Annotated in this window: 20 protein-coding genes; 16 read left to right on the top strand and 4 right to left on the bottom strand. The window is 47.5% G+C overall.

The annotated features are described in order from the left end of the window. Nucleotide 1: 1 nt before the first annotated feature. Genes PJDR2_RS18470 through PJDR2_RS18460 form a run of 3 tightly spaced genes read left to right on the top strand, consistent with a single transcriptional unit; the run spans nt 2 to nt 3,135 of the window. Nucleotides 2-1,060 carry a Gfo/Idh/MocA family protein gene (locus PJDR2_RS18470; protein ID WP_015845239.1) on the top strand — a complete coding sequence of 353 codons (1,059 nt, stop codon included), beginning with the start codon at nt 2-4 and terminating at the stop codon, nt 1,058-1,060. Beyond that, nucleotides 1,057-1,797 (top strand): amidohydrolase family protein, encoded by a 741-nt coding sequence (locus tag PJDR2_RS18465; RefSeq protein WP_015845238.1) that lies wholly within the window; start codon nt 1,057-1,059, stop codon nt 1,795-1,797. The genes PJDR2_RS18470 and PJDR2_RS18465 overlap by 4 nt, the downstream gene beginning before the upstream one ends. Before the next feature lie 27 nt (nt 1,798-1,824). Then, nucleotides 1,825-3,135, top strand: coding sequence for a glycoside hydrolase family 140 protein (locus PJDR2_RS18460; RefSeq protein WP_015845237.1), 1,311 nt, complete (start codon nt 1,825-1,827; stop codon nt 3,133-3,135). A gap of 65 nt (nt 3,136-3,200) precedes the next feature. Here the strand turns inward: PJDR2_RS18460 and PJDR2_RS18455 are convergent, their stop codons facing one another. Together PJDR2_RS18455 and PJDR2_RS18450 are read right to left on the bottom strand one after the other, a co-directional pair. Beyond that, a complete protein-coding gene (locus PJDR2_RS18455) occupies nt 3,201-3,482 on the bottom strand; it encodes a hypothetical protein (protein WP_015845236.1) in 282 nt (93 codons plus the stop codon). 227 nt (nt 3,483-3,709) lie between these two features. Then, nucleotides 3,710-4,849 carry a copper amine oxidase N-terminal domain-containing protein gene (locus tag PJDR2_RS18450; protein ID WP_015845235.1) on the bottom strand — a complete coding sequence of 380 codons (1,140 nt, stop codon included), beginning with the start codon at nt 4,847-4,849 and terminating at the stop codon, nt 3,710-3,712. A 233-nt stretch (nt 4,850-5,082) separates the two neighbouring features. Between PJDR2_RS18450 and PJDR2_RS18445 the strand changes: the two genes are divergently transcribed. The 11 genes from PJDR2_RS18445 to PJDR2_RS18385 all read left to right on the top strand — a co-directional run bounded on the left by PJDR2_RS18445 (nt 5,083) and on the right by PJDR2_RS18385 (nt 20,922). Then, nucleotides 5,083-6,171 carry a Gfo/Idh/MocA family protein gene (locus tag PJDR2_RS18445; protein ID WP_015845234.1) on the top strand — a complete coding sequence of 363 codons (1,089 nt, stop codon included), beginning with the start codon at nt 5,083-5,085 and terminating at the stop codon, nt 6,169-6,171. 173 nt (nt 6,172-6,344) lie between these two features. Beyond that, nucleotides 6,345-6,761, top strand: coding sequence for a MerR family transcriptional regulator (locus PJDR2_RS18440; protein ID WP_015845233.1), 417 nt, complete (start codon nt 6,345-6,347; stop codon nt 6,759-6,761). Beyond that, entirely contained in the window at nt 6,758-7,279 is a 522-nt protein-coding gene (locus PJDR2_RS31980; protein WP_015845232.1) for a hypothetical protein, read from the top strand. Before PJDR2_RS18440 ends, PJDR2_RS31980 begins: the two co-directional genes overlap by 4 nt. A 370-nt stretch (nt 7,280-7,649) precedes the next feature. Beyond that, nucleotides 7,650-10,040: a helix-turn-helix domain-containing protein gene (locus tag PJDR2_RS18425; RefSeq protein WP_015845230.1), complete on the top strand. Its 2,391-nt coding sequence runs from the start codon at nt 7,650-7,652 to the stop codon at nt 10,038-10,040. Between the two features lie 217 nt (nt 10,041-10,257). Further along, nucleotides 10,258-11,898 (top strand): extracellular solute-binding protein, encoded by a 1,641-nt coding sequence (locus tag PJDR2_RS18420; RefSeq protein ID WP_015845229.1) that lies wholly within the window; start codon nt 10,258-10,260, stop codon nt 11,896-11,898. Between the two features lie 85 nt (nt 11,899-11,983). After that, nucleotides 11,984-12,916, top strand: a complete 933-nt coding sequence (locus tag PJDR2_RS18415) for an ABC transporter permease (protein WP_015845228.1) — start codon at nt 11,984-11,986, stop codon at nt 12,914-12,916. A 16-nt stretch (nt 12,917-12,932) separates the two neighbouring features. Further along, a complete protein-coding gene (locus tag PJDR2_RS18410) occupies nt 12,933-13,808 on the top strand; it encodes a carbohydrate ABC transporter permease (RefSeq protein ID WP_015845227.1) in 876 nt (291 codons plus the stop codon). 11 nt (nt 13,809-13,819) lie between these two features. After that, nucleotides 13,820-16,936, top strand: a complete 3,117-nt coding sequence (locus PJDR2_RS18405; RefSeq protein WP_015845226.1) for a glycosyl hydrolase family 95 catalytic domain-containing protein — start codon at nt 13,820-13,822, stop codon at nt 16,934-16,936. 127 nt (nt 16,937-17,063) lie between these two features. Continuing rightward, complete coding sequence (locus PJDR2_RS18400) at nt 17,064-18,203, top strand: GNAT family N-acetyltransferase (protein WP_015845225.1); 1,140 nt, start codon at nt 17,064-17,066, stop codon at nt 18,201-18,203. Nucleotides 18,204-18,362: 159 nt separating this feature from the next. Further along, a complete protein-coding gene (locus tag PJDR2_RS18395; RefSeq protein WP_015845224.1) occupies nt 18,363-19,403 on the top strand; it encodes an AI-2E family transporter in 1,041 nt (346 codons plus the stop codon). A gap of 838 nt (nt 19,404-20,241) precedes the next feature. Then, on the top strand, nt 20,242-20,922 hold the full coding sequence (locus tag PJDR2_RS18385) for a serine/threonine protein kinase (RefSeq protein WP_015845222.1): 681 nt from the start codon (nt 20,242-20,244) through the stop codon (nt 20,920-20,922). Nucleotides 20,923-20,987: 65 nt separating this feature from the next. Here the strand turns inward: PJDR2_RS18385 and PJDR2_RS18380 are convergent, their stop codons facing one another. Further along, complete coding sequence (locus PJDR2_RS18380; protein WP_015845221.1) at nt 20,988-21,578, bottom strand: YjgB family protein; 591 nt, start codon at nt 21,576-21,578, stop codon at nt 20,988-20,990. 774 nt (nt 21,579-22,352) lie between these two features. Here PJDR2_RS18380 and PJDR2_RS18370 point away from each other — a divergent pair. Beyond that, nucleotides 22,353-22,952 (top strand): hypothetical protein, encoded by a 600-nt coding sequence (locus tag PJDR2_RS18370; RefSeq protein WP_015845219.1) that lies wholly within the window; start codon nt 22,353-22,355, stop codon nt 22,950-22,952. A gap of 27 nt (nt 22,953-22,979) precedes the next feature. Here PJDR2_RS18370 and PJDR2_RS18365 read toward each other — a convergent pair whose 3' ends face one another. Further along, nucleotides 22,980-23,807 (bottom strand): helix-turn-helix transcriptional regulator, encoded by an 828-nt coding sequence (locus tag PJDR2_RS18365; RefSeq protein WP_015845218.1) that lies wholly within the window; start codon nt 23,805-23,807, stop codon nt 22,980-22,982. 151 nt (nt 23,808-23,958) lie between these two features. Here PJDR2_RS18365 and PJDR2_RS18360 point away from each other — a divergent pair, with 151 nt between their 5' ends. Beyond that, complete coding sequence (locus PJDR2_RS18360) at nt 23,959-25,896, top strand: glycoside hydrolase family 127 protein (protein WP_015845217.1); 1,938 nt, start codon at nt 23,959-23,961, stop codon at nt 25,894-25,896. Nucleotides 25,897-25,992: the final 96 nt, after the last annotated feature.

Genomic DNA, 25,992 nt, shown 5'->3' with positions numbered 1-25,992 from the left:
TATGACGGTCTGGAAAATTGGATTGGTAGGAGCCGGTTGGTGGTCGGAGAAGCATTTAAAGGCATGGCGCAGCATTCCCGGCGCAGAGGTCGCAGCCCTTTGCGACCCGAATGAAGAGCGATTGAAGGAGAAGGCAGCTGCATTTGGCGTATCGAGTAACCAGTTGTATAGCAGCCTATCTGAAATGCTGGAGAAAGCGGATATCGATATCGTGGATATCGTAACGGGGCCGGATACTCATCTGGAACTTGTACGGCGCGCGGCTGCCAGCGGAAAGCATATTTTATGCCAGAAGCCGTTTGCGACTTCCATGAAGGAAGCCGAGGAAATGGTAAGGATTACTAAAGAAGCCGGCGTGAGGCTGATGGTGACGGAAAACTGGAGATGGCTTCAGCCTTTCCGGCTGATTAAAAACGTAATTGAGACCGGTACACTGGGTACGCTGCATACTGCGAGATACATACACACCGATTACTATACGCCTAGGATGGAACCCGGCACGATTTTGCCTCAGCCATTTTTCAGGGATATGCCGAAGCTGCTGTTTTTCGAGATGGGAGCTCATTGGTTTGATACTTGGCGTTTTCTATTCGGTACGCCGGAGCGGCTTTATGCGGAGATTCAGCGTGTCAGCCCTTATATAACCGGCGAAGATTCCGGCATCGTCATTATGGGATATGATCATTTTTACGGCTATCTTGATGCCAGCTGGGCTACAAGGCAGAGGTTGGATCGTCCGCTCGGCACGGAGGTAGGACCCGTACATTTGGAGCAGCTGATCGTCGATGGCTCGGAGGCAACGCTCAAAATGTACACAACGGGCAAAATCTCAATAGTCAGCAAAGATGGATCGAGTGAACGGATTCTAGCGGAAAGCACGGAATTGGATCATGAGGAAAGCCATATCAGGCTGCAATCTCACTTTTTGGAATGCGTACGGAGCGGATCTGTATTTGAGACTGAAGGCAGCGATAACCTGATCACCTTAAGCATGGTCTTTGGCGTGTACGAGAGCGCTGCTAAGCACGTGCCGGTGATAATGGGGAGGAAAAGCCCGTGATTATTGACGTCCATGCCCATTTGGGATGGGACTATGTATTTGACGAGGATTTTACATGGGAAGAGCAACTGGAGAAGCATGAGATTTACGGCGTAACGAAAACCATTCTGCAGCCTGCTTCCTGCCACGATATCGAGACGGTGCGGGAGCAGCATGACCGGATTGCCCAAGCAGCCAGAATGTATCCGGGGAAGTTCTACGGAATGGCTAATCCGAACCCCCATTTAAAAGACGCGGTCTATGAAGAGGAAGTCAGGCGGTGCGTTGAAGAGCTTGGGTTTGTTGGCATTAAGATTCATACGTTTGCCCATGCCGTACATCCGGGAGGGCGCGACGGCATGAAAGTATTTGCGCTTGCGAGCGAACTAGACGTACCGGTCATGGTGCATACCGGAGCGGGAATACCGTTTGCCAACCCGACGAATCTGATCGAACCGGCACTGGCCTTTCCGGATGCGAAGATTGTGATGGCCCACTGCGGCATGATGATCATGGCTGGTGAAACATCGATCGCGCTTAAGGCGGCCTCTAATCTTTATGCCGACGTTACTTGGACCTCCGGCTTTAATTTGCGGCACTGGTCGCAGCAATTCGGAGCTCACCGGTTTCTGTTTGGAACCGATCACGCGGACAACGCGGGCACAGAATTAGCCAAGGTCAAGACATGCGGTTTAACGGAAGAAGAGCAGGAATGGATTTTGTATAAAAGCGCGCAGTCAGTCTACCGGCTGACTTGATCCAATCACTAAGGAGAGTGCTATATCGTGACCCATCGCATGCAGCGTATTAAAGTGAGCGATAGCAAGCGTTTTCTCGTACACGAAGACGATTCCCCCTTCTTTTGGCTGGCGGATACGGCTTGGGAGCTGTTTCATAGGCTTAGCCGGGAGGATGCCGATCTGTATCTTCGCAATCGCGCGGAACGCAAGTTTACCGTTATTCAGGCAGTAGCACTAGCAGAGCACGAGGGACTTACGACGGGTAATGTTTACGGCCGGCTCCCGCTGAAGAAAAATAAAGAAGGCTGCTATGATCCGCTGCTTCCGGATCTGGACGGGGACTACAGCTATTGGCATCACGTGGACTATATTGTTGATCAGGCAGCAGCGCAAGGACTATATATCGCCTTCTTGCCAACTTGGGGAGATAAATACAATCAAATGTGGGGCAAGGGGCCAGAGGTGTTTAATTCCGAGAATGCCCGGCAATACGGCAAATGGCTCGGAGAAAGATACAAGGACAGAAATAATTTGTTCTGGGTGCTTGGCGGCGATCGTCCGCAGCATACCCGGGAGCACTTCGACATTATTTGTTCCATGGCGGAAGGTCTTCGGGAAGGCGACGGAGGGACGCATCTTATGACTTTCCACCCTCCAGGCAATCATTCCTCTTCTTTGCATATGCATAACGAGCCTTGGCTCGCTTTTAATATGATCCAATCCGGTCACCACGAATGGATCCGCACGAATTTTGACAAGGTAGCTGCCGATTACAACCGCGAGCCGGTAAAACCGGTGGTGGACGGGGAACCGTGTTACGAGGATCATCCGATTAACTTTAAAGCGGAAAACGGTTATTTTGACGCCGCTGACGTTCGTAATGCCGCTTATCATGCCGTATTTGCGGGAGCGTTCGGGCATACCTACGGACACCATTCCGTCTGGTCGATGACAACTGAGCCGGATACTTATTTCGTTATGACCTGGAAGGATGCCATCGGGCGGCCTGGAGCGGAACAAATGACCCATTTGCGTTGCTTAATAGAATCGCGTCCGTTTCTTGCCAGAGTCCCCGACCAAAGCTTGATCGCGGAAAATTACAGCGGAGCTAACCGTATGACCGCTACGCGCGGAGAAAATTATGCCATGGTCTACTCTCCAAACGGCATTCCTTTTCATGTCGCAATGGGGAAAATCCGCGGTTCTTCCGTCAAAGCTTCCTGGTTTGATCCCCGTACGGGGAACTGGAAGGATGCGGGAGAGTATCCGAACAACGGAGAAGTTCATTTCCGACCTCCTACAAGCGGAAGAGGCGGGGACTGGATCCTTGTACTAGACGGAATGGAAGAAGGATAAGGGATATGAGGGATAGTATTAATGCCGTTTGCTTTCCATAGGGAAGGCGAACGGCATCTTTTATTTTATTGATCCTTTAATTCAAATGAGGTTAGGAGCTCTTGGTTTAAAATTTCTAGAATCCTTTCCAGACTTATATGGTTATTCACGATACGAAAATCGATCAAACCAAAAAACGTTTTTGCATTGTCCTCTTGGGTCTGCCCCGCCTCAATTGCTTCGTAACTGACTTGCAGAACCTCGCAACCCTTAATGGAGTATAAAATGCCGGCAGCCGTGTTGGTCAGTTCGTTATCCAGATGTAACGTATACCTCGTGTAGTTTAACATGATGCTGTTATTATTCAAAAATATCCTCCTATATTGGTAAATTTTTATAGTTAATAGTGGTAGTATAGCATGAGCACTTTCTAAATGTAAGTATAATATGCAAAAAACATAGGACTAAAGTCATGTCTTTTGTCGACAACAAATAAGTTTTAAGATCAAAAAGAGCCGGCAAGCGACTCAAACGAGTGGCTTACAGGCTCTTCTGGGAGGTGTTACGAAAGAACCGATATTATTGAATAGGTCGATTATTTGATCACTTCCGTGTTAGGACCCAACGTGGTAGTGTATTGCGGTGTCTCCATCTGACCCGTGTCCGTGAGATACTCCGTAACGAGCTGATCCGCATTGATGGATGTTGAAGCGAGCCAATCCGCGTATAAATTGCCGAATCTCGCGTACAGCCACTCGTCCGTATAAGCATTGCTGTAACTAAAGAGGTCATAGATCTCGCCGACAGTGTTCACATGCTTATTGCCATTCTCGTCTGTCCAAGTCACTTTCTGATTTAGATTGACCTTACGAATGTCTTCGGTCATGACCGACAGATATTGTCCGTCATACTTAAAATAAATGCGTATCGACTTTTCGTATGGATGACCCTTTAAGATTTTCCATCCGGCCATTTCACCGGTTGCGGCGACCTCGTACATGCCGGTCGTATTGGCAGGTTTCGGCTTCTCGGCATTAACGATAAGCTTCCCTGAGCCAAGCGAAATCGTTATACGATAGTTCGCGGCATCCCATTGCAAGCTGGCGCCCAATGCTTTTACGAGAAGATCGGACGTGAATAGCGTCTGTCCCTTATCCACGATCGGAGCGCCTTTCATGACGATGGCTTTGCCGTCTACTTTCGCTTTTGCGGTATCTCTCGTGATGGCAATCTTCGTCTTCCCGATTTGAATTCCGTAGCTTTTGGAAGGGGCATCATAATTCACGGTTCCGCCCAAAGCTTTAATGACCGGCATTAGAGGCAGATACGTTACGCCTTTGATTACCTTAGCCCCTGACATAGGCTCGGACGCGCTGGCGCTGATTTTCAAAGACCGCTTTACACCGCCGGCTTCGACATTAATCGATGCTTCTCCTACGGCAGTCGCTTTAATCTTGCCATTATCCAAAAACTTGAGGATATGCGGCTTGTCAATCGTGATGCGGGCACTGCTCTTGTTAGTAGAAACGATGCCGTTGCCATATTGGATTCTGATCGAAAAATCGGTGGACTGACCGACATTAAGCTTGCTATTCGATACTTTGACGGAAATATCCGTTACCGAAGGAGTATCCGAATCTTCCCCTTCAGCAGCAGTCACTGTGACCTGCATCGTGAATATGGATAAACACAACAGCAGGAGAAGCGCTGATAACTTAGATATTGAAATTCTCATGAAGCATCCCTCTTCCAAAATAGATAATTTCATACAAGGGAATTATAGCCTATTCACTTTCATTCTTCTACAAAAATATGTAAATTATTGCATGTTTCGACTATCTCGATTCACTAGATATCGCAACTTTTAATAGCAGCTTGCGTTTTAGTTGAATAAGCTCAAAGCGAAGAAGGAGAGAATGCTAGGTTGCCGTTGCATGATTTCAAGTAGAAGGCGGTGTAAGTGAACTGATGGGAAAATCAATAACATTCAGCATAATAGGCGGCGGGAGCTTTCGCGCGCAGTATTATCTAAGAATTGCACAGGCACTGCCGGAACGCTTTCGAGTTAGCGGTATGGTCATTCGTGATGAAGCCAAGGGTAGAGAAATGGAAGAGTTATGGAAAGTAACGACTTACCGGACACTGGATCAGCTTTTGTCAGTTGAACAACCGGACTTTGTTGTACTATCGATTCATGCATCCGCCGCTATCGATTATATGCTGCAGCTGTCAGAACGGGGGATTCCGGTACTTACCGAAACACCTCCCGCATCTGATCTGGAAGGCTTATTGCAGCTGCACGAGAAGCTTACCCGTCAAGGTGCGCGAATTCAAGTGGCTGAACAATACCAGTATCATCCGATACAGGAAGCAAGGCATAAGATTATTATGTCCGGTCAGCTAGGCAATGTTAATCAAGTAACGGTATCAATCTCGCATTTCTATCATGCGGTAAGTTTAATTCGGAAATTGTTAGGAGTGCGCTTTGAAGAGGTCCGTATTAAGGGAATGAGGTTTGAATCGGATTGGGTCGCCGGGCCGAATAGAAGCGGTCCGCCTACGGAAGATAAATTAATCAAATCGGAAAGAGATTTAGCTTGGTTGGATTTTGGCGGTAAGCTTGGGATTTACGATTTCACTAAGGATCAACATCGTTCATGGACCCGTTCGAATCATTTATGCGTGCGGGGGGAGCGGGGCGAAATATTCGATAATCGGATTAGCATACAGGATTCCTCCTGTACGCAGATTCAAATGGAATTAAAGCGAATCAACAAAGGCGAGTACGAGAACGCGGAAGGTTATTTCCTTAAAGGAATTATGGCTGGAGAACGATGGGTATACGAAAACCCGTACATGCCTGCTCGGCTTTATGATGATGAAATAGCTATTGCGGTCTGTTTGAAGAAGATGGCGGTATATGCAGAAGGAGGGCCAGGATTTTATGGTCTTCCGGATGCTTCCCAGGATCAATATATCGGATTGCTGATTGAACAGGCGATTAGATCCGGCGAGACTGTCGTATCGATTCGGCAGCCATGGGCTGATAAGGAATGATGGGCATAATCCATTTGCATAATTAGGAATTTTTATATTGTCTTGTTTAAATCCGCTATCATAGCGGATTTTTTTTGTATGATTTGCCCTTTGACAGCAGTGTTTCAGTTGCAGTATACTGTAACTGAAACACATTAGTGACATGCTAACACCTTAATGTGCTGGAGGGGACGATGGATACTTTTACCGCGAAACAAGTCACTGAGATCATTCAGCAAGATGACGCCAAAATGAATCTTAGAACAGTGCGTTATTACACGCAAATCGGGATACTCCCGCCTCTTGAGTTAGTGGGGAATAAACGAGTGTATACAAATAAGCATATACAATACCTTAGAGCGATCATCACCTTAAGTAGAACGGGTGAAACACTGGCGGCAATTCAAGAAAAGTTAAGCAATCTCACCATAGAGGAAATAGAAAAAATCGGCGACCAGATTAATCTTTTTAATCCTGGACGTATTTTGGAGAGCGAAACGCACCAAATCACGGAAGATGTTGCGATTACCTTGAGTCCGCGTATATCGGCGGAGATAAAACAAAAAGTCATTGAATCCGTTTCAATGCTTTTAAGGGGAGATCGGGGTTGATTATCGAATATAAGCTTGCAAAATCGATGATGGAGAATGAGGAGGGACTGAATCATCTATGGATTCGATTGGCTGAAGCTGATCAGTCTGAGATTACAGATATTCAAATAAATGTTGGTATGCCAGAAGGTATATCTCGTTTGCCAAACCTAAATAATCACAACGAAGATGAGGCAGGTACAATCGTACTTACAAAAACGGATGATCTTATGATGGAAATCTATACTACGAACACAATTGTTTGCGGTGATCAAGCAATAACCGTTGATATTGTATATATGGATTGGCAAAAACAACGAAGCATGAAATCTGTTTCTATTCCTATAAAGGTAGTATTGGCGGATGAAATGGAAACCGTAGAGATTGACGAGGAGGTTGTTAATCGTGTTACGCAACTGACCATTAAACAAATCTCTAATGAATTAGATGAGTTTGAGGTAATCGGAATTCGTCCTAAACGATTGTCTGTAAATAACAAATATTCTATTCTGGAGCAGAAATATCGAGTAGATTATTGAAAATTCCTGATCGGAGTTGAAGATATGACTCTTATTCCATTTGTAATGCATGAGTATACCGTGGAACATGAAGATGGGTTTGGAGTAACTTATTTTGACATGGTGATGGCATGCAGCATAATAGACGCAAAAGAGCACATACGCAGCAGGTATCCAGACGTCAACATTCAAGCTGTCACAAAAAATCCGTCTATTAAAGCCAAAAGAAGCCGGTTCCATCTTTAGGGAGCCGGCTTTTTTGTATGCGCTGGCTAATTTCTGGCCGAATTTAGAGGAGCTTTTTGGAAATCAAGCGAATATGTAAGTTATTATTCCTCACGCATATCAGCTTCGGAAGTATAGCATCCATAAGATCACTTCAGGATGGGACGTGATTAGCTTGCATCTGCCGATTCATAAAAGATTATTCCGCAACCGAAGCCATGCGCTCCAGACGATGATTATCTCCAATCTTTTTATTCTATTAATTCCTCTTGCAATGGGTGTGTTTCTGTATGCCAAGGTTGAGAACAGCCTCGAGAAAAGCACGAACCGGTCCAATGAAGCGATGCTGGAGCAGCTAAGGCTGACGCTCGACAATAAATTGTCGGAAGTCGATTTATTGGCACGTCAGGTTGTGTTTGATCCCAAGCTGGATTACATGTTGAAGATACAAGGACATCCAAGCAGCGCGGACCGGTATCAGTTCGTCGAATTTATGAGGGACAAGCTGGCTCGTTACCGAAATATGACCAGCAGCTTCATTTTTGATTATTTCGTCTATTTCTCGCGAAGCGATACGATTATCAAATCCGATCAGCTGACGGATTCGCATACGTTTTACGAAACGAATTATACCTTTAAAGATCAATCCTACGAGCAGTGGAAAACCGGAATGCTGGAAAGCACGCATCAATCGGCATACCTGCCTGTTACTCCCCTCTCCCGCGGACTAAATCCGCTCGCAAGTCTTGAGGTCATTCCGGGCGACGTCATCGTGTACGAGCAAACGCTGCCCGTCAGCTCACCGTCGGATCGTATGGGGAATTTTATCGTTCTGATCGATGTGAATGAAATCAAAGCTATGTTCGCCCAGCTTGAATCGGCCAGCAACAGCGACATCTATATTATCGATAACAACGGGCAGACGATTATGAGCACCGGCTCTGCGTTGTTCCCGGCGGATCTGCTGAAGCGAATGGATCAGACCAATGTCCCTTTTGCTTACAAGATGGGCGGAGTGGATCAGATGGTATCGTTCGTAAGCTCCCAGAAAGCGGGCTTCCGCTATGTATCGATTACCCCGAATAACGTGTTTATGAAGCAGGTTAACCAGATTCAAAGCTGGTCGCTTGGATTATTTCTCTTATGCCTAATCGCCGGCCTTCTTGCGGTTGTAGCGGGGGTATACCGCAGCTATAAGCCGCTGCATGCCACCATACACGCGATCATGCGCGGCAAAGCCATTAACGGACGCTCCTTCAACAATGAATACGAGTTCATAAGGCAGACATTTGAGGGATCTATTCACGAAGAGAAGCATTTGCGGAACACGCTGACCAGGCAGACACCGTTCATACGCGCGAATTACTTGTCCCGCCTGCTGCACGGCTATATGGATGTGGATCTGTCCTCCGAGAGTGAAGAGTCCCTGCATTTCATGAATTTGAACTTTATTAGCGACCGGTTTGCCGTGTTTCTGGTGAAAATCGAGGATGTGCATCTTTTCTCCGACGAGGATGAAGAGAAGTGGGCAAGGGCTAGGTTTGTCGTTTCCAACATTGGCATCGATCTAATCGGCACTCCGCAGAAGGGATATGTTGTGGAGCTCGAGCGGGACAGGCTTGCGTTCCTGATTAATCTGGATAAGGAGCGGAGGAACGAGGAAGTCGTCATACACGATATCGTACAGTCCCTATACGAAGTTCTTTCGAAGAAATTCAAAATCGGAATAACGATCGCGGCCGGAGGCGTCCACGAAGGCCCGAAAGCGATCCGGAACTCTTATCCGGAAGCGCTGGCCGCGTTGGAATACAGGCTGATTTTAGGCAAAAACGCGATTATTTATTTCCAGGACCTTGCCAGCACGAAACAGCATTACTACTATCCGCTTGAAATCGAGATTCAGCTGACGAACTTCGTGAGAAGCGGGGATACCGACAATGCCGGCAAGCTGCTGGACAAAATCTACGAAATGAATTTCTCGTCCAGCCACTTCACGCCGGAGATGGGGAAATGTCTGTTCTTCAATATTATCAGCACCTTCCTGAAAATCATGAACTCGACCAATATGAATCAGCTGGAAGAGCTTGGCGAGGACTTCGATCCGATAAAAGCCGTATTTACCTATACAACGGCAGAGGGCATGCAGTGCAAAACAAAGGAACTGTATGATACGCTTACCCGGTCATTCAACGTGGAGCGGTCCGATCATCGCACCCAGCTGCTTCAGGACATACTTGCCTATGTGGAGCAGATGCTTGGCGATTCCAGTCTGGGGCTTGCGATGATAGCCGAGCATTTTCGGATGACCCCGCCGTATATCTCTACATTCTTTAAGAAAAATCAGGGGCAAAACCTGATCGACTACATTACCCAGAAGCGGATGAAGGCGGCAAAACAGCTGATGGACAATAAGGATCTGACGATCGCTCAAATTGCGCAGCTGGTCGGCTATAACAATGATGTTGTTTTTATCCGGGGATTCAAAAAGCTTGAGGGAATTACGCCGGGGAAATACCGGGAGACCATTGTACCGGATGCCATTAGCTTGAATGAATAGCCAGACAGTCTCCATGAGACTGTCTTTTCCTTTATTAATCGAGTACTGATCGGTTTTAAGATCCAACTGACTAGTTTTTTGCTTGTGCCGAAATCTTATGAAAATACAATGCAGATGAAAAGTAGAGCATAGGCGTACCTCGGCCTCCGAACGTACACTTGGAATCGTAAGCGCTTGCAAGACGATGGCCACTAATTCAGGGGGAGTGTTCACACGTATGAACAAAACTTTAAAATGGTCCGGCAGTATCTTGACCGTATCTGCTCTTGCTGTATCGCTTGCGGCATGCAGCAGCGGGAACAACGGGGGCAAGGGAAACGCTGAGCAGCAAACAAGCGGAACCGAATCGTCTGGAAGCACGGAAACCCAGCCGCCAAAGCTTAGTCAGCTATCTTATTGGGTGGCGAATCACGCCGCGGCCGCAGCACAAATGAAAACCTACGCGGAAATGGGCATGTATAAGGAGAGGGAGAAAGATTCGGGCGTAAAGGTTGAATTCCAGCATCCGCCGCTCGACCCGGCGCAAGCGAAGGAGCAGTTTAACCTTATGATTGTGTCCAGCAAGCTTCCGGATGTCATTGAATACAACTGGAATGATTACTTGGGGGGACCGGAGAAAGCGATCCAGGATAATAAAATCATCAAGCTTAACGATCTTATCGATCAATACGCCCCTAATCTGAAGAAGCTGCTCGACGAGCATCCGGACTGGAAGAAGCAAATCACGACGGACAACGGCAGTATCTATGCCTTCCCGTTCCTCCGCGGCGACGATAAAGTAAGGGTGTTCTTTGGGCCCGCGATCCGCCAGGATTGGCTCGACAAGCTGGGCCTCGGCAAGCCGGAAACCATTGATGACTGGTACAACGTTTTGAAAGCGTTTAAGGAGAAAGATCCTAACGGTAATGGACAAGCGGACGAAATTCCTCTTTATCTGGACAAAGATCTGTTAAATGTAGACGCGCCATTCCTTGGTGCATGGGGAATTAACAACAGCTTCTACCAGGATAACGGTACAGTCAAGTTTGGCCCGATTCAGCCGGAATTCAAGTCGTTCCTGGAGACCATGAACAAATGGTATAAGGAAGGGCTGCTGGACAAAGATTTCGCCGCGCCCAATGCCAAGCTGCTGGACAATAAAATGACAACAAACCTGCTTGGCGCAACGGCTACCTATAACGGCGGCGGAATCGGTAAATACGCAGGTCTAATGAAGGACAAAGATCCTGACTTTAAGCTTGTTGCGGCTCCTTATCCGGTGTTGAACGCGGGCGACACCCCGATTTGGGGGCAAAAGGATTTTGCCTTTAACGGGATTGGCGCTGCTATTACAACAAGCGATAAAAATCCGATCGAAACCGTTAAATGGCTCGATTATGCCTATGGCGAGCAAGGCGAATTGCTGTTCAACTACGGCATTGAGGGCGAAAGCTACACCATGGAGAACGGCAGAGCTGTCCTGAAGCAGGATCTATTGACTCCGTCAAACGGGATCAGCAGCCAGCAAGCCATTGCCAAGTATAACCGCGCCACATGGAGTGCTCCGTTTGTGCTCAGCGACAACTTCCAATTGCAATATCTCGCTCTTGCGCAGCAGAAGGAGGCTCTCGAAATCTGGTCCAAGCCAACGGTTGAGCGCAAGATGCCGCTTGTGACGCCAACGCAGGATGAGAGCAGCAAGTTCGCCTCGATTATGACGGATATCAATACCTATAAAGATGAGATGCTGTTGAAATTTATTATGGGCGTTGAGCCTATCGACCAATTCGACAGCTACGTGAAAAAGATTAAGAGCATGGGAATCGACGATGCTGTCCAAATTCAGCAGGCCGCGCTCGAACGCTTCTCCAAGCGTTAATCCCGGAATCGGCTGGGTGGGGGCGGGACAGCTCGTCTCCACCAGCGCGAGTGCGTCACCTTGAACAGAAAGGAAGGAAGGATCGATGTCCAAAAACGTCGGAAATCCAGCTTTGCTGCATACGATAAAAACGGATATGAAGCGGCATTGGGGCGTTTATTTGATGGCGCTTCCCGTTCTTGCTTACTATATTATTTTCCATTACGGCCCCATGTACGGCTTGCAGATTGCATTCAAGGACTTTCAGCCGTCCGATGGCATATGGGGCAGCGCATGGGTGGGGTTTAAGCATTTCGAGAGCTTCTTTAACGGTATCTATTTCTGGCGTTTAATTACGAATACGATCCTGCTTAATCTTTACGAGCTGCTGTTTGGTTTTCCGGCTGCGATTATACTGGCTCTTCTGCTGAATGAGATCCGGAAGAGCTCTTTTAAACGAATTGTGCAGTCCATATCCTATTTGCCGCATTTCATCTCCATTGTTGTAGTGGCGGGAATGATGGTCGATTTTCTTAGCCGCGCCGGCCTTGTGAACCAGCTTCTTGGCTCCTTCGGCATCCAGCCGATCGATTTCCTGATGGAAGAGGGATGGTTCCGGTTCTTGTACGTATCCTCGGGAGTCTGGCAAGGCGTGGGCTGGGGATCGATTATTTACCTTGCCGCTATATCAGGGATTGACCCTACGCTCTATGAAGCGGCGCGAATCGACGGAGCGGGGCGCTGGAGACAAACGCTAAACGTAACGCTGCCCGGGATTATGCCGACCATTATCATTTTGCTGATCCTGCAAATGGGCAATATGATGTCCGTTGGCAGCGAAAAGGTACTCTTGCTCTACAATCCGCTTACCTATTCAACGGCAGATGTTATCTCAACCTACGTGTACCGTAAAGGGGTATTGGAAGCCAGTTACAGCTTTACCGCCGCAGTCGGTTTATTTAACTCTATAATCAGCTTTATCCTAATTGTGGCAGCCAATAAAATCAGCCGGCGGTTCAGCGAGACCAAATTGTGGTGATAGAGGAGACTTGCCTATGAAAAGAACGATGGGAGAGAGGGTATTCGGCTGGATAAACGTCATTCTGATGATTGGCCTGTGCGTGGTGACGCTCTATCCGTTCCTGTATGTACTGTTCGCGTCGTTTAGCGATGCAACGGCTTTTCTGCAGAACCGCGGGGTGCTGCTGGCGCCAGCCGGATTCGACTTAAGCGCCTATAAGGCGGTATTCCGCAATCCGATGATTATGAAAGGGTATGAGAACACGCTGCTCTACGTGCTGCTCGGAACGGCAATTAATCTTGTCATGACCGCTATCGGCGCTTACGTGCTGTCCCGGCCGAATTTGTATTTCCGGCATTTCCTGATGTTCCTCATCGTACTCACGATGGTCTTTCACGGCGGTTTGATTCCAAGCTATTTGCTGGTCAACAAGCTTGGCATGATGAATACGATGTGGGCGCTGCTTATTCCCGTCGCTATCAATACGTATAACCTGATAATTATGCGAACCTCGTTCCAGACCATTCCGGTGAGCCTGGAGGAATCTGCAAGGATGGACGGGGCTGGCGAATGGACCATTTTATTCCGGATCGTGCTTCCGCTGTCGATGCCAGTTATCGCCGTCATGATTTTATGGTATGCGGTTGGGCATTGGAACTCTTATTTCAATGCGCTCGTGTATTTACGCGACACCCAAAAATATCCGCTTCAGCTCGTGCTCCGCGATATTCTGATCGCCAACAGCACAGATTCGATGATGACCGGGGCTGCCAGCGATGATAAATATGCCATTGGAGAAACGATAAAATATTCGACGATTATCGTATCGACATTGCCGATCATTTGCTTGTACCCGTTCCTGCAAAAGTATTTCGTTAAAGGCGTTATGATCGGGGCGATCAAAGGGTAGGAGGATGGCCTATGACAACCGTGACGTACGACAATACGCCAAGCAGCTGGAACGAAGCCTTGCCGCTTGGCAATGGACATTTTGGCGGAATGGTCTATTACGAAGATGAGATGATGACCATGGCGCTTAACCATTATGAGGTGTACTATCGCAAGCTGCACCGTTACAGCACAGCCTTTCAGCAAGGGGAGGGACAACATTTCCGTTTGCAGTATGGCCGGACGTTTGACGAGCTACGAAAGCATGCGCAGGAAATGTACCGTAACCCTGCAGAAGAACCGTTCTTTCTATATGGAGATGCCCTAAGCGCCAGCAGTATGTATCGGAAATACGGCAAGCCGCCTAGGGGAAGCTCCCATTATCCGACCGGAGAGATAAAGCTCTATCCGTCTGCAGAGCTGAAGGATCCGGATCATTACGAGCTGCAGCTTGACGTAATCAAGGCGGAAGTTCGGCTGCGCATTGAGAAAGAGGACAAGAAGCTTGAGGTTGCTACGATTACAGCCGAGGATGGCGATTTTATTGTCACGGATATCAGACAAACAGATGGCACTCTGGTAAGCGCAATCGAGCTAACGCTGCCTTTAAGAAGATATGCGGATATTGAAGCATCCTACCATTCGCATGATGATACAACCTTTTATTATATAGGCTCCTTCTACCCGGACGGGGAAGACAAGGAACGCCATCGCCCTTTTTCCTTTGTTGTTATGACAAAGCTGCTTGGCGCGAAAGGTACAGCCGTGAATAGCACCGGAGTTATTCGAATTCGATTAGATGATGCCGAGAATAACCTGACTTTGCTTACAACCGTCGTTACGGAGGCTCAGGCAGATGACCCGCTGCAGACTGCATTTGAGCGTCTGCGTCAATATGTTCCTGGACTATCTGCGGCGAGAGAACGGCATCAATCCTATTGGCAGAATTTCTGGAGGCGTTCGTCCGTTACGCTTCCGGATAAGCTGCTTGAGGATTTATACAGGATCAACCTCTATGCTCTGTCCTGCAGCAGCGGAAGGGGAGGAACTATGCCTGAACAGGCCTGTGGTCTAAACGGTCTATGGGATATCAAGCAGCCGACCAAGTGGGGCAGCATGTGGTACTGGGATGTGAATATTCAAGCCGCTTTTTGGCCGCTGTACACGTCTAATCACCTGGAGCTGGCCAGCTTGTTTAATGAAGGATTACTCTCCTATGCCGGCAGCGCCGAACGAATGGCTAAGCAGTTCTACGGATTGGACGGGATTGCCGGAGATTACCCGCATGCCTTGTATTACAGCATATGGCCGTGGTGCGCGCAGTTTTTATGGGACTATTACCGGTACAGCATGGACGAGACGTTTTTGCGGGAGAAGGCTTATCCGCCGATTCGAAAGATCGCCAAATTTTTTGAAGGGTTATTGTTATTTGATGCCGAAAGCGGTTTGTATAACGTCTTCCCGGATATTTCGCCGGAGCAAGGACCGCTTACGCGTAACTCGACCTGTACGCTGTCTTCCGTCAACTATTTATTTCGCATGGCAATAGAAGCAAGCGAATTGCTCGGCGAGCCGGAGGAAGAGCGGAGTAAATGGGAGGACATTGCCGGGAAGCTGGCTCCGTATCCTGAAGCGGATTCAACGCGTTACGGGAAAATATGGCTCGATTCCGAATGGGCGCCGCCTGATCTGGCTCTGCGGCATCCGTCGTTGTTAATGCCTATCTATCCGATTGGCGAAATCGATAGGAATGCCGAGTTGCCGCTGCGACAGCAGGCAGGGAATACGCTTCGTTACGTGGAGGAAAATACGGAATTTGGCATGTTCCAATTCGGCTGGCTGTCCTGTGCGGCTTCGCGGTTAGGCAAGGGAGACGATGCGCTACGGCTGCTGTACGAGCAAGGCATCGATCTGTCGCTTCGTTGCAACGGATTGTTCGCGGAGGAGACGGAAAGGTGGATGAATTACTGCAACATAACGAACGAACCCTTGTACCATCCGTTTATGATGGAGGCTTCAGGCGAGCTTGTGGCTGCCGTAAACGAAATGCTTCTGCAAAGCTATGACGGAGTAATCGAGGTATTCCCGGCCGTTCCGGAAGGAACCTTGGAACTGGAGCGGACAAATAGCATGTATAACCATCAGTTAGAGCAGCGGACTTATGGCAAATGGGAAGCCTGCGCATTCCGGGGGCTGCTCGCGGTTGGCAGTTTTGAAGTCAGTGCCAGACGTAAGGAAGGACGTACGGAGTGGGTACATATACGAAGCCTTGCCGGCGCCAAGGTTGTTTTGAGGAATCCGTTTGACGTTGAAGAGAATATCCAGGTTGTGAATTTGTCCGGAAGTGCCCTGACGATGGAGGAGTATTCCGTTGAACAAGGAGATCTGGTTTTTAATACGGTTCAAAATGCTGATTATCTCGTTTATGTTGATCTTGCGGACGGTACTTTGCAGTCGGATTGGCCGCTTGCTCATACAGGGCGGATAAGGAATAACAATGCCATCAGCAGCCCGCGTGTTCATGAAGCGCACACTAGGCGGCGCGTATTTCTGGGGAAGAACCGGGATACGGAGCACTACCGGCTGCTCGATCATTTTACGTTCGATTACTATGCGGGAAACAGCAGAATATCGAGGCTTGCGGCGTATAGGCTGGATTTTGGCGTCAACGAAGAGCTGCTGGTCAAAAATTATACGGAAGCCCTTCCCCGCCAGATTCATACTGCAGGGGTGCTTGGTCAGGCATTCCGTAAAGTAACCCCGGATATGATCTTTACGCCATACAGCGGGATTGGCTGGGAGCGGACGGATCAATTAACAGCCATCGACCGTGGAGCCTCCGACCTGCTTCGGCGGGACTTTGTTGGTGGAGCAGGCGAAGCGGTGTTTAGGATTGAACTGCCCAAAGGACGATACGATCTATTGATTGTCACAGGTGATGAAGCGGCCCCTTCCTGTACAGAGCTTGAAATCCCGGGACAGCTGAAGTGGAGGCCGGAGAAGCCTCTGAAGGCGGGGGAATATGCAACGGAAATGATCCCGATGACGCAAAAAAAGGATGGCTGCGCATCGCTGCGATTCCGTTCGCGCGAAGGGCTGCCATGGCGGATAAATCTGCTGGTTATTAATCGGAATTACTCGTATTTGTGATGTTGCAGAGTGAAGGAATTGCCATATAAAACGGCGAAGAAGTTTGACACGGAAATTCTTTCCAAAGTTACAGTGAATTATGAAACAGCAAACAAGCAGGTATGTTGAAGAAATCGGAGGAATGGAAATGGTGCAGATCCGAAGATTGACAGGCGTTGAAATACAAGAAGCTGTCCGCTTGTCGGATGCGACATTCCGGGACGGCAATCAGACGTCCATGGGCCAATTGTTTCCGTTCCTCTTCTCCGATGCGGCGTTGCACTTATCCTACGGCGCATTTGAAGAAGACGGCAAATTGGTATCGTTTATGGGCGTTGTCCTATGGACGATCCGGATTGGGGAGGCTGCGCTGCGCGTAGCCTCGCTTGGTTCGGTCTGTACGGAACCGTCGGCAAGAGGCAAAGGGTACGCGAGCCGGCTATTGGAGCAAGTTCAGCAATTCACGCGGGATGCAGGGGCATCGTTGCTTCTAGTATCCGGTGACCGTTCTTTATACACGCGGGCGGGTTGCAAGCTGTTCGGGAGAATTAGCAAATACCGCATGGATGCGCTGCAAGCAGAGTCCTTATTGGGTGGATCGGAAGTGAAAGGGAAGATCCGAGAGATGCGGACGGACGATTTGTTTGCCGTGCAGGAGGCTGCTGAAACTCGGGAAGTACGTTATCAGCTGGGCATTAACGAATTCGGCACGCTGCTCAAGGCGGAAGCCATCGCAAGCGTGATGCGGATGAGTCAACGGGTACTTGTTCAGGAGTCGGATGGGAAAGTCATCAGTTTTGCGGTGATTGGCGTTACGTCGGATACGCAATCAAATGGGGCTGTTCTCGATTATGCCGGAGATTCGGTCCAGGTTGTAAGACTGTTCGCCGATGCCGTAAACCGATATGGCCTGCAGTCTTTGGAGATTCCTATTCCATGGCATGAAAAATCCATTCATGAAGGGTTGTCGGCAATTCCTTCCGCGGAGGAAGGTCAACCGGGTACCGTCCTAATTCTGAGCGGTGAGGCTTTAATTGACCAATTATCGCCTTGGCTGGAGAAACAAGAAACTGCGAATGGTCTTCGATTGAACCGGCAGGAAAACGGCAGTTGGGAATTATCCGATTCGACAGGCCGACCTTCCGCTTCGTTAAGCGATGAGGAACTGATCCGACTCCTATTCGATCGTATCGGAACGGATGCTGTGCAACTGCCCGCTGAAGCCCAAGCCTATCAGGAATTATTCCCGGTTCCGCTGCCGTATACGGCAGGCTTGTGCTTTGTGTAAGCTGCTATAATAGCAAAATTCAATTGTTTATTTAAATAAAGCTGCCGAAGCCGGCAGCTTTATTTTTTATATAGACCGTAAAAGGTGCGTTTTATTAATAAAACAGGTATATTAATTATAAACGAATAATAAATAAATCGAATTTTGCGGGGGAAATCTTTGGAAACACTCAAAAACTTTTTCACTCATCCGATTATCAAAAGAATTGTGTTTGTCTTACTGGTCGTTGTTCTTCTCTACAGTCTCCGCGATATGTTGAATTTGTTGCTGCTTCTGTTTATGGTCACGTTTGTGATGATGCGGCTGCAGAGTTTTATAACCAAGCAAATTCGCAGGGTGATCCCGGTGTCGCCTGTTGTAGTGACCTCTGTTTTGTATGTCGCGCTTGTGTTTGGCCTCGTCTACGGTCTGGTCAATTACGTGCCAAAGCTAATTAACGAGATCGTGGATATAGTCAACAACGTGCAAAAGTTTTTAGGATCGGCACAAAACGATCAGATCGCCCAAGTGGTCGCCGATACGCTCGACAAAATCGAATACAAAACGTTTTTGAACAGTGCGCTCGCTTACGCCAAGAAGATTGGCGGCTGGCTCGAGATTATTTTGCTGGTTATCTTGCTTAGCTATTTCTTCCTGCTGGAGAGGCGCAAGATCGTTCAGTTTACCGAGAAATTCAGCAACAGCTCGATTGGCTGGCTGTACCTCGAATTCCGGTATTTTGGCGGTAAGTTTATTGCTTCCTTCGGAAAAGTGCTTGAAGTACAGCTGATGATCGCCTTATTTAATACCGCGCTTACGATTGCCGGTCTGTGGATCATGGGCTTCCCGTACCTGTTCGCGCTTACCATCATGGTGTTTTTGCTTAGTCTTATCCCGGTTGCGGGAGTAGTCGTTTCCTTTGTCCCGATTGGCATTATCGGCTATCAGCTTGGCGGAATAAAAACCGTCATTTGGGTTATCGTTCTGGTGCTGCTTATTCATGCACTTGAAACGTACTTCTTGAATCCAAGGCTATATTCGCACAAAACAAACCTGCCGATGTTTTACACGTTCTTTATCCTTATTTTGTCCGAGCATTACATGGGCATCTGGGGACTGTTGATCGGTATTCCGATCTTTATGTTTATGCTGGACGTGTTAAAGGTGGAGCAGGCTGATTCATTGGAAGAGCAGGCGAAACCGGTGAAAAGCGGACGATAATTGCCGTATCCGTAATCCCGCAATGAGACAGCTGGTCTTTATGACCAGCTGTCTTTTTTCTTCTAAGTGCTGTTCAACGTAACATTCCAATCACTGGAAGCGTATATATTTTAGCTAATGGTCAAAGAAATTTTCTGGTAAGGAGCGTTGATTAATTGAGACCAAGCAGGCAGAACATATATTGGTTTTTAGCCGGAGTATGCAGCAGCGCCGTTGTTTTTATCGTTGTAGGGCGGATTCACTTATCCCATTTAGCCGCTGTCCTGCTGACTGCTGTAATCGTTACTTTGGGCGGTGGCAGTATTAAGAGGGCTTTTAGGGTTACGGATGAAAGGAGCTTCCACCCGCTGTTTTTCAGCGCAGGGATGCTGTTATTGTTTATCGGTTTCAGCATTATTGGCGTTATAAATTAATAAGGCCGAGTAATCAATGGCATGATAAAACGTTTTAGAGGGAAGTTAATTACGGAGTGAAGTTGATAGGAACCATAAGAAGCAGAGGGGCGTATACCTATATAAGATTATGAAAACCAGTCTATGGATTTTAATAGCTTTGATGATTATCATTTTTGTCCTTATGTGTTTGTTTGGAATTTTCTTTATTTTGGGAGTTTGGTACAAAGATGCCTTCATGAATTGAGTTTTTATGTTTGAGAGCCGGCCGTGCATTTTGCACAGTCGGTTTTTTTGATTATGGAGGATAGTTGAAACAGATTTCACGCTGTAAACGTAAAACTATTATCAATAACTAATGAGATCGAAGCCCGCTATTATTTATTCCTTCGAATTGTAAGCAGTTGCGAAGTATGTAATGCCAAAGCAAGAAGGAGAAGATAGTTGTGATTGAGGATTGGAAACAAGTTGAGGAAGCACTGAAGAGCATTGAGGTCGTTGGACATGAAAATAATAAGCCGGTTTCCGTTGTCGGCTTCTCGGAAGATTTGCGTTGCATCGGCATAGGAACCGATGCCGCGGTCTTTTATCACCCTGACACTCCTAATTACGCATATAAAGTATATACCGCTCAGTCATTAGAGAAGAAGAACGTGGAAGCAGGCATCTATGAACGGTTACAAGGCTCCCCCTATTTTGCCCATTGTTATGGTGCCGGTTCCAATTATCTGGTGTTAAGTTTGGAACAAGGAGTTACTCTATATGATTGTCTACTACAGGGGATTCCAGTATCAGAGCAGGTGATACAGGACGTCGAAAACGCCCGGGAGTTTATTCGCAGCCAAGGAATGAACCCAAGAGATATTCATCTTAAAAATGTACTTCTGCAGGATGGAAGAGGTAAAGTACTTGATGTTTCGGAATATAGCAAGGACGGAAACGATAACCGGTGGGAACACTTAGTATGGTCATTCAAACATTTTTATCCTATGATTAGCGGAGTACAGATCCCTTTGTGGATATTGGAAACCATAACGAATTGGTACAACCGGATCGATACGGCAAGTTTTGGAATAGAAGACTTCTCAAAACGGGTGAGTCAACTTTTCTTGGGAAAACGCAAATAGGGAGTTGTAGAAAGGCAGATGGCCTTAAGCGGACCATCTGCCTTTATTTCTAAATAGAGTGCTGTTTACTTAATCGTTTTGTTCACTAGGTTGATATGATTCAAGTTCGTTCCATTCGTGCCATCAAAGATGAATTCGAGTTGGTATTTACCTCGAACATAGGTAATTTTCTTTTGTACGGTTTTGCCCGACTTAATCTGGACGGACTCATTTGGAGTGCCCCAGTGTTGAACCAGCATTTTAACGGAGATGCCTCCCAGGTTGGTCTGCCGCTCCACATTTGTTCCGAAGTAGCGCATTTCTTTGATTTTGCCTAGCTTATAGCTAATCGCATATCCAGGATGACCCATTTCGGAATGATATACATCAAAGTCGTCGGAATCCTTTGCCGGAGATTCAGCTTCACCAATAGCTTTGATAACCGACTCATGCGTAGTTGAACCAATCGTAAAACCGTGGAAATTAGGGAACTGGCCATTAAGGGCCGGCTTATAGAAACTCATCAGCGTTTCAAAGGCTTTTGCGTGCGCATCAACGGAAGCGGCGCTTTGTGCGGCGGCAGCATGCGATGGGACAGCGCCTGTGGCAGACAATGCTAACGTTCCAGCGACCACTGAAGCCACTGCGATTTTTTTCATGGATTTATAAAATTTCATTTGATTTACCTCCTCGGGATGTCGGGATATGTTCCCCGTTCAAGTTGCATTAGCTTTGACGCATGTACATTCAAAATTGTTGCAAACAAGATTCGATGTAAATAATTACCTCGAAACGGGGAGGGGTATTCCATTATGTGGTACAATCCCTGTTAAGAGTTAATCTTTCAGTAAGAAAGCTGAGGTGACATAAGTGTGATTCGGTTTCTTGTTTTTGCGATATGGATTATGGTTCTGATTATCGAAATGATTCGTTTTTCAAACACAATACATAGAGTGCATGATTTCGAAGAAACGTTATTTCATATCGTCCTTATAGTCATTACGTTAGTAGTTGGAACTGTAGGAACATTAAATGCTAAAAAGAATTGAAGAGCTCACGAGAGGATGAAAGATTATAGCTGGGGCGAAGAGATTTATAAAGTTGTTTGCCAAAAATCTGAAGGAAGTCAAGGGACCGGGTGAATATAGCGCTAATGGAATCACTGTCCTTTGCGTGCATTGCCATTATAATAAATTCGAAAAAAGTTACGCGCAATTAAACACGGCTTTTATGAGTTTCCTCAATCTTGATTTTGCTAACCGCTCAGCAAATATATTAATCTGTGATCGTTGCGGTTATATTCATTGGTTTAATAAAGAAATCAAAAGGGTGTATTAAATAGGCAAGAAATATCAAATAGGCTGCCTCAAGAAGAAATAACTAGTCCAATCTACTAAATTTTGCTATGATTCCAGTAGGAAAATTTTTACCTAACAAGGAGTCATATACAAATGAGAAACAACATTTCTACATGCTTGATGGGAATCGGAATACTGCTGCTTGTCATTGGGTTTATTGAAGGCCTAATTTTAGGGAATGCTCCTGATGGCTTTCATATGACTATCGCCCTATATTGGTGGTTGTCGGGGGTTACGGCAGGCTTTATCTTTATAGGCTTATCTGAGATTGTTAACCTGCTGCAGAAGCTAGTGACTAAATTTGATGCTGACCAACCGGTTCAGTCCGGAATTCTATCGCTGTTCCAGCCAACTACGTCCAGAAGCATAGAGGAGAAGATCGCTGAAGTCTCCGACACCAAAGTTAAGGATCTGACGATTCTGATAGACGATGTGCGGTTTAGAGGATTCTTTGTATTTACGGATGCCGAAGTTAAAGTTATGAAAAAATCGTTGTTCCAGGCGGAGTCTGAAGCCGTGCTCATTAAGGAAATCAGCAAGAATAGTCTTTCGGCAGATTTCGAGAGGGATGCGGATTATGTTATCTTTCATTTCACGGAAGGCAGCAGGAAGCATAAATTAGCCTTTAAAACCTTTAATATTTATGACTATGAACGAATAATCAACCTGTTTAAGCAAAGAGAAAGCCGATAACTTATCGGCTTTTTTGTTTGAGCTTTTTTATTGCTGAACCGATTTGCGGTAGCGTAGAGGAGAAATCCCTTCCCTGCGCTTGAAGCAGGCCGTGAAATAAGGGGCATACCGGAAACCAACCTCTTCGGCAATTCGTTCAATCGACCATTCGGAGGAAACGAGCAGCTTCTTTGCCCGGTCCAGACGGAATTCAAGCAAGTAGTGGCTGGGCGTCATGCCGTAACGCTTCTTCATGCAGCGGACGATGTAATTAGGGTGAAAGTGCAGTTCTTCGGCAAGAAGCTCGCTTGTAATGTCTTTCTGGAAATTCTGCTGTAGATAAAAGGCGGCTTTTTCCGCGAGACGCGCAGCCGGAGTGCTGGTTTTGTTCAAGCTTTCGTTTTCGAGCAACGAGAGAAGCTGTGCCAGCAAGCCTTGTTCCTCCCAAAAGGAATCCCCGACGGTCAGATTCAGCAGCTGATACATCAGCTTTAAGGCATTCTCGGGATCAGTAAGGGAAATATGCTTCGGAATTCGAATGAGGTGAGGATTCAGGAAAGATTGCGCCGAAGCTCCTTCCTTGGCATGCGACCGCCAGTTAAGATGCTCGAAATGTACCCAATAAAAAACGGTATGCTGCTCGCAAGGCTTCACCGAATAGTGCTCACCGTCCGGCAGCAAAAGTAAGGTATCCCCTTTGCCAAGCGACCATTCCTGACCGTTCTCCCCGATAAATAACTCTCCTTCAGAAACAATAATCAAGTCGAATATGCCGAAGTTTCTTCGATTGGGATGCCGGTCTCCGGTTCGAAACTCGGAGCGGCCGGACTCCCAGTAATAAGGGAGGGGCGGGGTTTGCAGTTCTACGAAGCTCAAAAACGATTCACATCCCTACTGTGTCATTTTGTATAAGAAAAAGTTCATTCCGTTCCTATTGAATCAAATGAATAAAGCATATACTCGAACTTACAAGGAGTCAATTTTTATCGTTTTTAACGATTAGGCAGTCATCTGAAGGAGGATTATGATGAAGGACACGCAGATCAGCATCAAGGATGATTTTTGGAATGAATATACAGAGCTTGTACGCAAAACGGTCATCCCTTATCAATGGGAGGCTTTAAACGACCGTATTCAAGACGCGGAGCCCAGCTACTCGATCCGTAATTTCCGGATTGCCGCGGGCTTGGAGAAGGGCGAATTCGGCGGATGGATTTTCCAAGACAGCGATCTCTATAAATGGCTGGAGGCTGTTGCCTATTCGCTTGAACGTCAGCCCGATCCGGAGCTGGAAAAGATTGCGGATGAAGCCATAGAGCTGATCGGACAAGCTCAGCATGAGAACGGATATTTAAACACTTATTTCACTATTCAAGAGCCCGGCAAAGAATGGTCCAACCTGTATGAAGCGCATGAGCTGTATTGCGCGGGTCATTTATTCGAAGCCGCCGTTGCTTATTATCGGGCAACCGGCAAGCGTGAGCTGCTCGACATTTCCTGCCGTTTTGCCGATCTTATCGCAAGCTTGTTTGGTACGGAACCAGGGCAAATGCGGGCTTATTGCGGCCATCCGGAGGTTGAACTCGCCTTAGTTAAGCTGTATCAGGCTACGGGGGAAGAACGGTATCTGAACCTGAGCTTGTACTTTATCGACGAACGCGGCAGCAAGCCAAATTATTTCCTGGAGGAATGGGAACGACGCGGCCGGACAACGATTTGGGCGCAAGGGGAGCCTAATCTCGAGGTTTACCAGAGCCATCTTCCGGTTCGCGAGCAGCCGGTTGCCGTCGGACACGCCGTTCGTGCGGTATATCTGTATACGGCAATGGCGGACCTTGCCCGCTTAACCGGTGACGTCAAGCTCCGCGAAGCATGCGAGCGGCTGTGGGCGAATACGACCGGCAAGCAAATGTACATCACCGGGGGGATTGGCGCGACGCATCTCGGAGAAGCTTTTACATTCGATCATGATCTTCCGAACGATATTGTCTACGCGGAGACCTGCGCGTCGATCGGCCTGATCTTCTGGGCACGGCGGATGCTTCAGTTGGAGGCCAAAAGCGAGTACGCGGACGTGATGGAGCGGGCCTTGTACAATAACGTGCTCGGAAGCATGGCGAAGGACGGCAAGCATTTCTTCTATGTGAATCCGCTTGAGGTATGGCCGGAAGCGAGCGCTAAGAGCCCGGATAAATTCCATGTGAAGCCGGTTAGGCAAAAATGGTTCGGATGCTCCTGCTGCCCGCCAAACGTAGCCCGTTTGCTTGGTTCTCTCGACGAGTACATTTATGATGTTTCGGAGGATGGCTCAACCGTGCGCGTTCATCTCTTTATCGGAAGCGAAGTGGCATTCGAGACGGAAGGCAAGAAAATCGTGCTGAATCAGAAATCGGAGCTCCCGTGGAACGGTCAGGTTGAATTTAAGGTATCGCTGCAAGAAGATAAAGGCGATGTTCCGTTTATGCTTGCGCTTCGTATTCCGAACTGGTTCTCGTCGAAAGAGGCGCTATTGAAAATAAACGGAGAAACGGTCCGTTACCATGTGGATAAAGGTTACGCAACCGTATATCGCGTATGGCAGGACGGTGATCGGGTGGAATGGCTGCTGCCAATCGAGACGCAGCTGATTGCCGCGAATCCTTTAATCCGTGCGGATGCCGGTAAAGCCGCCATTCAACGCGGACCGCTTGTCTACTGCGTAGAGGAAGCGGACAACGGCAAGCCGCTGGCATCTCTGTCGCTTGCGGAAGAACCGGAACTGACGGCAAGTAAAGCTTCGGACCTGCTTGGAGGCTGCGTCGTAGTGGAAGGGAACGGAGTTGTTATCGACAATTCCGGCTGGGCAGAAGGTCAGTCTTATCAGCCGTTAATCAAGCATAGAGAATCCGTCCGTTTCAAAGCGATTCCTTACTATCTGTGGGGCAACCGCGAGCCTGGCGAAATGAACGTATGGCTACGCTATTAAAAAGTTTTTCGTTACCTTGCATAATGTGTTGGTAGCTGGAGAAATTAATTTCAGCACCAAAAATTACATCACAAACCAACACATTAGGAGGGCTTT

Source organism: Paenibacillus sp. JDR-2 (assembly GCF_000023585.1).
Classification (GTDB): domain Bacteria; phylum Bacillota; class Bacilli; order Paenibacillales; family Paenibacillaceae; genus Pristimantibacillus.
The sequence above is the reverse complement of the archived record's forward strand: the minus strand, read 5'-3'. Positions and strand labels throughout refer to the sequence as shown.

What these genes read in the sequence shown, in the direction of transcription:
- PJDR2_RS18470 (WP_015845239.1), top strand. Translation starts at nt 2, where the DNA reads ATGACGGTCTGGAAAATTGGATTGGTAGGAGCCGGTTGGTGGTCGGAG.
- PJDR2_RS18450 (WP_015845235.1), bottom strand. Translation starts at nt 4,849, where the DNA reads ATGAGAATTTCAATATCTAAGTTATCAGCGCTTCTCCTGCTGTTGTGT.
- PJDR2_RS18445 (WP_015845234.1), top strand. Translation starts at nt 5,083, where the DNA reads ATGGGAAAATCAATAACATTCAGCATAATAGGCGGCGGGAGCTTTCGC.
- PJDR2_RS18440 (WP_015845233.1), top strand. Translation starts at nt 6,345, where the DNA reads ATGGATACTTTTACCGCGAAACAAGTCACTGAGATCATTCAGCAAGAT.
- PJDR2_RS18420 (WP_015845229.1), top strand. Translation starts at nt 10,258, where the DNA reads ATGAACAAAACTTTAAAATGGTCCGGCAGTATCTTGACCGTATCTGCT.
- PJDR2_RS18415 (WP_015845228.1), top strand. Translation starts at nt 11,984, where the DNA reads ATGTCCAAAAACGTCGGAAATCCAGCTTTGCTGCATACGATAAAAACG.
- PJDR2_RS18410 (WP_015845227.1), top strand. Translation starts at nt 12,933, where the DNA reads ATGAAAAGAACGATGGGAGAGAGGGTATTCGGCTGGATAAACGTCATT.
- PJDR2_RS18405 (WP_015845226.1), top strand. Translation starts at nt 13,820, where the DNA reads ATGACAACCGTGACGTACGACAATACGCCAAGCAGCTGGAACGAAGCC.
- PJDR2_RS18400 (WP_015845225.1), top strand. Translation starts at nt 17,064, where the DNA reads ATGGTGCAGATCCGAAGATTGACAGGCGTTGAAATACAAGAAGCTGTC.
- PJDR2_RS18380 (WP_015845221.1), bottom strand. Translation starts at nt 21,578, where the DNA reads ATGAAATTTTATAAATCCATGAAAAAAATCGCAGTGGCTTCAGTGGTC.
- PJDR2_RS18370 (WP_015845219.1), top strand. Translation starts at nt 22,353, where the DNA reads ATGAGAAACAACATTTCTACATGCTTGATGGGAATCGGAATACTGCTG.
- PJDR2_RS18360 (WP_015845217.1), top strand. Translation starts at nt 23,959, where the DNA reads ATGAAGGACACGCAGATCAGCATCAAGGATGATTTTTGGAATGAATAT.